Origin of the sequence: Sulfitobacter sp. HI0129, from assembly GCF_001635395.1 — a bacterium.
Lineage (GTDB): Bacteria > Pseudomonadota > Alphaproteobacteria > Rhodobacterales > Rhodobacteraceae > Sulfitobacter.
The window spans coordinates 1-6,800 of record NZ_LWGH01000312.1 but is presented as its reverse complement, the minus strand read 5'-3'; the positions used below and the strand labels follow the sequence as shown (position 1 = coordinate 6,800).

The following is a 6,800-nucleotide window of genomic DNA, read 5'->3' as shown; positions in this document are numbered from 1 at the left end:
ATGCAGCCCGCCCAGCGATTTGCGGGTCAGTATGTTGAGCCGCACCGCCAAACCCCATGCGATTCTCGATCCGGCCAACGGGCCGCTCATTGCGGTGCGGCTCAACATACTGACCCGCAAATCGCTGGGCGGGCTGCATACGGACATTCAGGGCAGGGTGCTCACCCCCGACGGGGCAGTCTTCGACGGGCTTTACGCTGCGGGTGAAGTATGCGGCTTTGGCGGTGGCGGCTATCACGGGTACAACGCGCTCGAAGGGACCTTCCTCGGGGGGTGCATCTTTTCGGGCCGTATCGCGGGGGACAACGCGTGAAACCGCCAGAGGATGCCGAAGCTCGCCGCGCCGTCACCCCCGTGATCTGCTACCCGGTCCAGACCTTGCCCAGACCGGACATGCAGCTTTACGAGGCCGCGCGCGATACGCTGGTGCCGTTGGATGAGGTCATCGTGCCCCCGCGCGATGCCCGGACCTTTCGCGTGCCCGCCGGGCATTTCTTTCGCATTCATTCCATCGAAGGGCCGCAGGTGGGGGATCTGAACCTGTGGAACGCAGATGATCTGTCCGAACGATTCTATTCGGGCAAGACCCGCGCGCTTCATGGGACGCATGTCAGCACCGGCGACAGGCTCTGGTCCAGTTTTCCGCATATGCGCCCACTGGCGACCATTACCCATGACACGTTGGACTGGTACGGAATGGATGCCTTTGGCGGGGGCGTGCATGACGTGATCGGCACGCGCTGCGATCCTTATACCCATGCCTTGCTTTCGGGCGGGCAGTATCACCACTGTTGCCATTCAAATCTGACCCGCGCGCTCGCCGGGCATCTAGGTCAGACCGCGCAAGAGGCCGAAGCCCATGTGCACGATGTGCTGAACGTTTTCATGTGTACGGGCTTCACCCGCGATACGGGCCAGTATTTCATGAAGGCAAGCCCGGTGCGCCCGGGCGATTACATCGAGTTTTTCGCCGAGCAGGACCTGCTGGGCGCGCTCAGCACCTGCCCCGGGGGGGATTGTTCGGCCGAACATTCATCGGATGTGGCCGCGTGCTATCCCCTGCGAGTCGAAATCCTCAGACCTGCGGATGGTGCGCCGGATGGATGGACGCCGCCGCCCCCCACCACCTACGACCGCACCCACGGCACCTGATCCGCGTTGTCAGCCCTGAGGAAACGCAGCCTCCAGCGCGATTTCGACCATATCGCCAAAGCTCTTTTCCCGCTGATCGGAGGGCAGCGCCTCACCGGTTTGCAGATGGTCGGAAACGGTCAGGACTGCCAGCGCGCGGCAACCATGCCGTGCCGCCAATGTATAAAGCTCTGCAGCTTCCATTTCGACGCCGAGTATCCCGTGGCGGACCATCTGCTCATCAAGGTCGGAACGCTCCGCATAGAAGACGTCAGACGAATAGATGCCCCCCACATGGGTGGGCGTGCCGCGGCGTTCAGCGGCTGCCACCGCCGCTTTCAGCAGGGGCCAGTCGGCGCAGGGGGCAAAATTGAGTTCGCGGAAAAAACCCGCCGAGGGGGAGGTGAGCGTGCTCGCCGTCATGGCGATGATCACGTCGCGGATGTTCACCTGCGGCTGCATGCCCCCGCAGGAGCCTATGCGGATCAGCGTTTTGGCCCCGTATTCGCGCATCAATTCGTTCGCGTAGATCGATAGCGAAGGCATCCCCATCCCGGAGCCCTGGATGGTGACGCGGTTGCCCCTCCACGTTCCGGTATAGCCCAACATGCCACGGACTTCGTTAACCAGCTTGGGAGCGGTCAGAAACGTTTCTGCGGCCCAGCGGGCGCGATAGGGATCGCCGGGCATCAATACGGTTTCGGCGATCTCGCCCTTTTGCGCCCCGATATGCACGGTCATTCGTCGTCCTCCTGCTGCAAGCCGCCAGATTGCCCGCAGGTACCGCAGACGGCAAGACGGGAACAACCCCCGGTTCCACCCGTTTTCCCAGGTAAATGCAGGAGACGGACATGAGCGATAAATCCCGCGACGAGATCTGGGACGAATGGCAAGAACGGGTCAACATGGCCCCCGCCGAGTTGGAAGATTGGCTGGAGACCGAAGAAAGCAAATCGGTAGGGGATTCAGACGGTGGCGAAAGTACCGGGCATAAATCCGGTCGGCGCATCGTCGAGATCAAGAACACCAACAAGGACGATTTGTCGGATAACGACTGGGATCACATGGCTAAAGTCGTGGGATACATCGCGCGTCACTGTGCGCAGGTGCCGAAGGACCCTGAACAAAGCGACTGGGAATATTCGTTGAAGAATTGGGGCCACGATCCGCTGAAGGACGATGGCTGCGCCTGATTTCAAAACGGCGGGCCGCTTTCCCCCGGTCCGCCGTTGAGCCGATCAATCAGGTGTCTTTTCTGATTTCGAGCTGTTCGGGTTTCATCCCGTCATCCATGGCCTGACGATACCATTTCGGCTGCCGCCCCTTTCCGGTCCATGTTTCGCTGGGGTCGGCGGGATTGGCGTATTTGGGCGGGGAAACGGTTTTCGGTGCGGATTTCTTGCCGCCCCGGCGCATGCCCCCGCTGCCACCTGTCAGGTCGTCGAGCGAAAAACCGAACTGCGCAGCAGCCTTTTCGGCCGCCGATTTCGCATCGGCACGATCTTTCTCTTTCGCCTTTTCAATAGCGTTATCCACATCGTCTCGCAGTTTTTCCAACTGATTACGCGACATGCTGCTTAAGTCGACAGCCATTAGGGTCCCTTCCTGTTTAATGCTATTTCGAAATACAGCAGTTCCTTTCCATTCGCAAAGACCTATTTGTGTCATTGTGCTATTCGGCTGCAACTGCAGCGGGATCCGCAAGGGCAACAATGTCTTTCATGATTACGTTCAATTCGAAATCTTTCGGCGTATAGACCCGTGCAACCCCCATAGCGCGCAGGCGAGCTGCATCTTCTTCGGGAATGATTCCCCCCACGATTACCGCGACATGGCCCAGCCCGGCATTCCTCATCCGTTCCATCAAATCCTCGATGAGCGGAATATGCGATCCTGAAAGAATGGAAAGCCCGACCACATGGGCCTCGTCTTTCAATGCCGCGTTAACGATTTCTTCTGGTGTGAGGCGAATACCCTCATAGGTAATGTCCATCCCGCAATCGCGAGCGCGAACGGCAATCTGTTCGGCCCCGTTGGAATGACCGTCGAGCCCGGGCTTGCCGACCAAAAACTTCAGGCGGCGACCCAGTTTCGCGCTGACCGTGTCAACTGCCTCGCGCAGATCGTCCAGTCCTTCGGTTTTGTTGGACCGCCCGGTCGCGACACCGGTGGGGCCGCGATACTCCCCGTGGGCGCTGCGCATTTCCGCAGCCCATTCGCCTGTGGTAACACCCGCCCTCGCAGCGGCAATGGAAGGGGGCATGATGTTGCGCCCCTCGGCGGCGGCGGCACGCAGATCGGCCAGCGCTTTCTCGACCGCTTCGGCGTCTCGCTCGGAGCGCCATTCTTCAAGCCGGGCGATCTGTTGCGCCTCGACTGCCGGATCAACGACCATGATGCCACCATCCCCCGTCATCAGGGGGGAAGGCTCACCCGCCTGCCACTTGTTCACACCGACGACGACGGTCTCGCCCGCCTCGATCCGGCCAAGGCGCTCCGAATTGCTTTCGACAAGACGGCCCTTCATGTACTCGATGCCGGAAATCGCGCCGCCAAGCCCATCGAGATGTGCAAGCTCCGCACGGGCGGCCTCTTTCAATTCGGCCACTTTGGCGTCTACTGCCGGGTTTTCGTCAAACAGGTCGTCGAATTCCAGAAGATCGGTTTCATAGGCGAGGATCTGTTGCATCCGCATGGACCATTGCTGGTCCCAGGGGCGCGGCAGGCCAAGCGCTTCGTTCCAGGCCGGCAATTGGACGGCACGGGCGCGCGCCTTTTTGGAAAGTGTGACGGCCAGCATTTCGATCAGAATTCGGTAAACATTGTTTTCCGGCTGCTGTTCGGTAAGGCCGAGCGAATTCACCTGAACCCCATATCGGAATCTGCGATATTTTGCATCTTCCACGCCGTAGCGATCCCTGCAAATCTCATCCCAAAGATCCACGAATGCGCGCATTTTGCACATTTCGGTCACAAATCGGATACCGGCATTCACGAAAAATGAGATCCGCCCAACCAATGCGGGAAAGTCCTCTTCGGGAACGCGGGGGCGCAATGCATCCAGAACCGCCGTGGCCGTGGCAAGTGCAAAGGACAATTCCTGTTCCGGCGTCGCGCCGGCTTCCTGCAGGTGATAGGAACACACGTTCATCGGGTTCCATTTCGGAACTTCGCGATAACAGTATTCCGCTACATCGGCGATCATCTTCAGGGACGGGGCGGGCGGGCAGATATAGGTCCCCCGGCTGAGGTATTCCTTGATCAGATCGTTCTGAACGGTGCCTTGAAGCGCCGAGACATCGGCGCCCTGTTCCTCTGCCACCGCGATATAGAGGGCGAGCAGCCATGGAGCCGTGGCATTGATCGTCATGGAGGTGTTCATCTTTTCCAGCGGGATGTCCTGAAAAAGGGTGCGCATGTCCCCCAGATGGCAGACCGGAACCCCGACCTTGCCCACCTCGCCCCGGGAAAGGACGTGATCGCTGTCGTATCCCGTCTGGGTCGGCAGATCGAAGGCCACTGAAAGGCCCGTCTGCCCCTTTTCGAGGTTCGTGCGATAAAGCGCGTTGGACGCTTCCGCCGTGGAGTGTCCGGCATAGGTGCGGATCAGCCAGGGGCGGTCTTTTTGCGGTTGGGACATCTCGAACCTCGTATCTGCGTTAGCAACAATATTGCGTCAGTCGCTTGATACGGGAAACTTTATGGCGGGTCAATTCGCTGCGTTGCGGCAAAAAATGAAGGCGCGCAACCTATGCTGCGCGCCTTCGGGCGATGCAAAAAGCGCTTGGCGCTTGCTTACATCTTGGACATCCAGTTCATGATGGCAGCGGCGCTTTCCTCGGGCGCTTCGAACACGGCGGCATGGGCCGCGCCTTCGATCACCGCGATTTCACCTTGGGGTGCGGCATCAGCCATCGCCTGTGAAATCGCCACGGGATAAAGCGTATCTTCACGGCCAACCAGAACGAGCACGGGGATATCCATGCTCTTCACTGTTTCTGTGCTGTCGGGGCGGTCCCGCAGCGCCACGGCACCACCGATGGCTCCGTCAAGAGACGCCTGCTTCATCGCTTCGGTCAGATAGTCGACCTGCGCGGGTGCCTCTACCAGACGGGTTTCGCCCGTCAGCATGTTGGGCATGAGGAAGGGAATGATCTTGTCGACGCCGCCATCTTCGCCCTTCAGCGTTTCCAGCGTGCCGTTCCAGATGCCCTTTTCAATCGCATTGGCGGGATTGTGGTTCGTATCGATCAGAATCGCGCCGGAAAAGACATCCGGGTTCTGACGGTACATCTCGAATACGATTGGCCCACCCATGGACATGCCGCCGATCACGGCTTTCTCGACTCCCAACTCCTTCAGTACGGCCAGCGCGTCTTCGGCATAGGGGCCGATGCCGTCCACCGGTTCGGGGGTGGTGGAATTGCCGTAACCGCGATGATCGATCGTGATCACCCGGTGATTGTCATCGAGCTTGTCGCGTACACGTTCAAATAGCGCGCCTGAAAGTGGATAGCCGTGCAAGAGCACGATGGCATCACCTTCGCCGGAGCTGGAATAGAAGATGTCCGTACCGTTCACGGAAACCGTTTCGCCATCACGGTCAGCAGGGGCGGGCAGGACAAGCCGTTCGGCGGCTGTCTGTGCGAGGGCGCCGGTGGCGATGCCAAGACCAAGGGCAGCGGAAAGAAACGTCTTCGAATAGGTTTGCATACTATATGTCCTTGTTACATTAACTACACCGGCCCAATCCGGCGCAGCCACTCTACGTTCCGTAAACTCCTTCACGAAGCCGTTAAAACTGGATGCAGGGGCGATTCCCTGTCAGTCTCGCGCCATGACACAGACCATCACCCTGCCGCTCTGGCTCTTTATCCTGATCATGCTCTTTGCCGCGGTGACGGCAGCCAGCCATCTTCTGTTTCCCTCGGTCCGCTGGTTTTTCCGCAGGCGGCTGGAGAAGGCGGTTGCACAGCTCAACACCCGCCTCACCCGCCCCATCGAGCCTTTCAAGCTCGCCCGGCGGCACGACATGATCCAGCGGCTGATCTACGATCCGGAAGTGACGCGTGAAATCGTGGCCTATGCCGAGCAAAACGGCGTGCCGGAAAACGTCGCCTTCGAGAAGGCGAAGGACTACGCGCGCGAAATCGTCCCGAGCTTTTCCGCCTTTGCCTATTTCAGTTTCGGCATCCGCGTGGCGAAGCTTCTGGCGAATTCGGTCTACCGGATCGAAACGGCGGACAGCAACGATGCCACGCTCGCCAATATCCCGCGCGATGCGACGGTCGTTTTCATCATGAACCACCGCAGCAACATGGACTATGTGCTGGTGACCTATCTGGCCGCGCGGTCCTCGGCCCTGTCCTATGCTGTGGGCGAATGGGCGCGGGTCTGGCCGTTGAGCAGGCTCATCAAGTCCATGGGGGCCTATTTCATCCGCCGCCGGTCCCGGGGCGCGCTCTACCGGAAAGTGCTGGCGCGCTATGTGCAACTGGCCATCGCGGGCGGCGTGACGCAGGCGATCTACCCCGAAGGGGGGCTCAGCCTCGACGGGCGATTGCAGCCGCCGAAGATGGGATTGCTCGCCTACGTGGTCGAAGGGTTCGACAGGGCCAATGCCCGTGACGTCGTTTTCGTACCGGTTGCGATCAACTATGACCGCGTTC

General features: G+C 59.9%; 8 protein-coding genes. 4 read left to right on the top strand and 4 right to left on the bottom strand.

The window, feature by feature from the left end:
* Both A3764_RS07285 and A3764_RS07280 read left to right on the top strand, forming a co-directional pair.
* Positions 1-313, top strand: a 313-nt coding sequence (locus A3764_RS07285) for an FAD-binding protein (protein ID WP_150122098.1), incomplete at its 5' end; no start/stop codon positions are given.
* Positions 310-1,152, top strand: a complete 843-nt coding sequence (locus tag A3764_RS07280; RefSeq protein ID WP_067919183.1) for an urea carboxylase-associated family protein — start codon at positions 310-312, stop codon at positions 1,150-1,152. The genes A3764_RS07285 and A3764_RS07280, both read left to right, overlap by 4 nt.
* A gap of 9 nt (positions 1,153-1,161) precedes the next feature.
* Here A3764_RS07280 and deoD read toward each other — a convergent pair whose 3' ends face one another.
* A complete protein-coding gene (deoD, locus tag A3764_RS07275) occupies positions 1,162-1,872 on the bottom strand; it encodes a purine-nucleoside phosphorylase (RefSeq protein ID WP_067919185.1) in 711 nt (236 codons plus the stop codon).
* Positions 1,873-1,982: 110 nt separating this feature from the next.
* On the opposite strand from deoD, the gene A3764_RS07270 reads away from it, so the two are divergent.
* A complete protein-coding gene (locus A3764_RS07270; protein WP_067919188.1) occupies positions 1,983-2,324 on the top strand; it encodes a DUF3140 domain-containing protein in 342 nt (113 codons plus the stop codon).
* 49 nt (positions 2,325-2,373) lie between these two features.
* On the opposite strand, the gene A3764_RS07265 is transcribed toward A3764_RS07270, so the two are convergent.
* The 3 genes from A3764_RS07265 to A3764_RS07255 all read right to left on the bottom strand — a co-directional run bounded on the left by A3764_RS07265 (position 2,374) and on the right by A3764_RS07255 (position 5,844).
* Positions 2,374-2,799 carry an H-NS histone family protein gene (locus tag A3764_RS07265; protein ID WP_330220248.1) on the bottom strand — a complete coding sequence of 142 codons (426 nt, stop codon included), beginning with the start codon at positions 2,797-2,799 and terminating at the stop codon, positions 2,374-2,376.
* A 4-nt stretch (positions 2,800-2,803) separates the two neighbouring features.
* Positions 2,804-4,771 carry a protein meaA gene (locus A3764_RS07260; RefSeq protein ID WP_067919192.1) on the bottom strand — a complete coding sequence of 656 codons (1,968 nt, stop codon included), beginning with the start codon at positions 4,769-4,771 and terminating at the stop codon, positions 2,804-2,806.
* A gap of 155 nt (positions 4,772-4,926) precedes the next feature.
* Positions 4,927-5,844, bottom strand: coding sequence for an alpha/beta fold hydrolase (locus A3764_RS07255; protein ID WP_067919194.1), 918 nt, complete (start codon positions 5,842-5,844; stop codon positions 4,927-4,929).
* A gap of 124 nt (positions 5,845-5,968) precedes the next feature.
* Between A3764_RS07255 and A3764_RS07250 the strand changes: the two genes are divergently transcribed.
* The coding region (locus A3764_RS07250; RefSeq protein ID WP_201722415.1) for a 1-acyl-sn-glycerol-3-phosphate acyltransferase at positions 5,969-6,800 on the top strand (832 nt) is incomplete at its 3' end.